At 76.4% G+C, this 2044-nt stretch carries 1 protein-coding gene; it reads left to right on the forward strand.

Annotated elements, in window-relative coordinates:
- On the forward strand, positions 1 to 2044 hold a 2044-nt coding region (locus tag IEY73_RS32535; protein WP_189083193.1), incomplete at both ends, for a SpnB-like Rossmann fold domain-containing protein.

Raw genomic sequence — 2044 nt, forward strand, 5'->3', positions numbered from 1 at the left:
ACGTGGTGCCGTTGCTGAGCGGGGAGGTGTCGGTCGCCGCGGTGAACGGCCCGCAGTCGGTGGTGCTGTCCGGCCCGAAGAAGGCGGTGGAGAAGATCCGCCGCCGTGTGCCCGGCCGCACCAAGACACTCAAGGTCAGCCACGCGTTCCACTCCGCGCTGATGGACCCGATGCTGGACGACTTCGCCGCCGTGGTCGGCGGACTCACCCTCAACCCGCCGGTGCTGCCGCTGGTCTCCAACGTCACCGGCCGCGCCGAGACCGACCTGTTCACCGACCCGCGCTACTGGGTGCGGCACGTGCGCGAAGCGGTACGGTTCCACGACGGCCTCGCCGCCACCGGCGCCGCCCGCTTCCTGGAAGTCGGCCCGGACGCGGTGCTCACCGCCATGACCGGCGACCGGACCGCGGCCGCCGCGCTGCGCAAGGGCCGGGACGAAGTCACCACCCTGCTGAGCTCGGTCGGCCGGATGTGGGCCGCCGGGCAGCACGTCGACTGGACCGCCGTGGTCCGCGGCGCCCGCACCGAGCTGCCCACCTACCCGTTCCAGCGCAAGCGCTTCTGGGTCGACGCCACCACCGGCGCCACCGACCCGGCCGCGCTCGGCGTCGGCCCGGCCGACCACCCGTTGCTGCGGACCGCCACCGACCTGCCCGGCGCGGGCGGCCGGCTGTTCACCGGCCGACTGTCCCTGGACGAGCAGCCGTGGCTGGCCGACCACGCGGTGCTCGGCGCCACCCTGGCGCCCGGTTCCGCGCTTGTCGACCTGGCCCTGCACGCGGGCGCCGCCAGCGGCGTGCCGCACCTGGAGGAGCTGACCCTCGGCGCTCCGCTGGTGCTGGCGCCCTCCGGGGCGCTCGCCCTGCAGGTCGCCGTCGGCCCCGACGAGGACGGTCGCCGCGCCGTCACCATCCACACCGGACACGAGGACGGCACCTGGGCGCGGCACGCCTCCGGCTTCCTCACCGCGACGCCCGCCCCGGCCGGCGCCGACCTGGCCGCATGGCCGCCGCCCGGCGCGCAGCCGGTCGACGTCTCCGGCGCCTACCCGGCCGTGGCCGAGCGCGGCTACCACTACGGCCCGGTCTTCCAGGGCCTGCGGGCCGCCTGGCGGGCGGGCGACGACATCTACGCCGAGGTGGCGCTGCCCGAGCAGGCACACGCGGACGCCGCCCGGTTCGGCCTGCACCCGGCGCTGCTCGACGCCACCATGCACGCCACGCTGCCCGGCCTGCTGGGCGGCGAGGACGCCGCCACCGCCATCCCGTTCGCCTGGAACCACGTCACCCTGCACGCGATCGGCGCGACCGCGCTGCGGGTGCGGGTGCGGCGCACCGGCGGCGACGCCATGGCGCTGGAGCTGGCGGACGTCGCCGGCCACCCGGTCATGTCGGTCGGCGGCATGGTGGGCCGCCCGGTCAGCCCCGACCAGCTCGCCGCCCCGGCCTCCCCGGTCGGCGGCGCCCTGTACGAGGTGCGCTGGCGTCCGGCCCCGGCGTCGGTGTCCGGTGGTGCGCTGCCGTCGGTGGTGCACGAGTGCGTGACGCCGGACGGCGACGTGCCGGCGGTGACGCGGGCGCTGACGCACGAGGTGCTCGCCGCGGTGCAGCATCACCTGGCCGCGGACACCGCCGAACGGCTGATCGTGGTCACCCGCAACGCCGTCGCGGAATCGCCCGACGTGGCGCAGGCGGCGGTGTGGGGTCTGGTGCGGGCCGCGCAGGCGGAGAACCCGGGCCGGATCGTGCTGGCCGACCTGGACACCGGCGCGGCGGTGGATGTCGCCGCGCTGTCGGCGGTGGACGAGGCGGAATTCGCCGTGCGCGACGGGGCGGTGCTGGTGCCGCGCCTGGAGAACGTCGCCGAGGCCGGGGCGGAGCCGCCGGACTTCGGGGACGGCACGGTGCTGGTCACCGGCGGCACCGGCGGTATCGGCGCGGTGGTCGCCCGGCATCTGGTGGCCGAGTGCGGTGTGCGGGATCTGTTGTTGACCGGTCGTCGTGGTCCGCAGGCGCCGGGTGCGGGCGAGTTGGTGGAGGAGTT

This window comes from Mangrovihabitans endophyticus (assembly GCF_014646155.1).
In the GTDB taxonomy this organism is placed as follows: Bacteria; Actinomycetota; Actinomycetes; order Mycobacteriales; family Micromonosporaceae; genus Actinoplanes; species Actinoplanes endophyticus.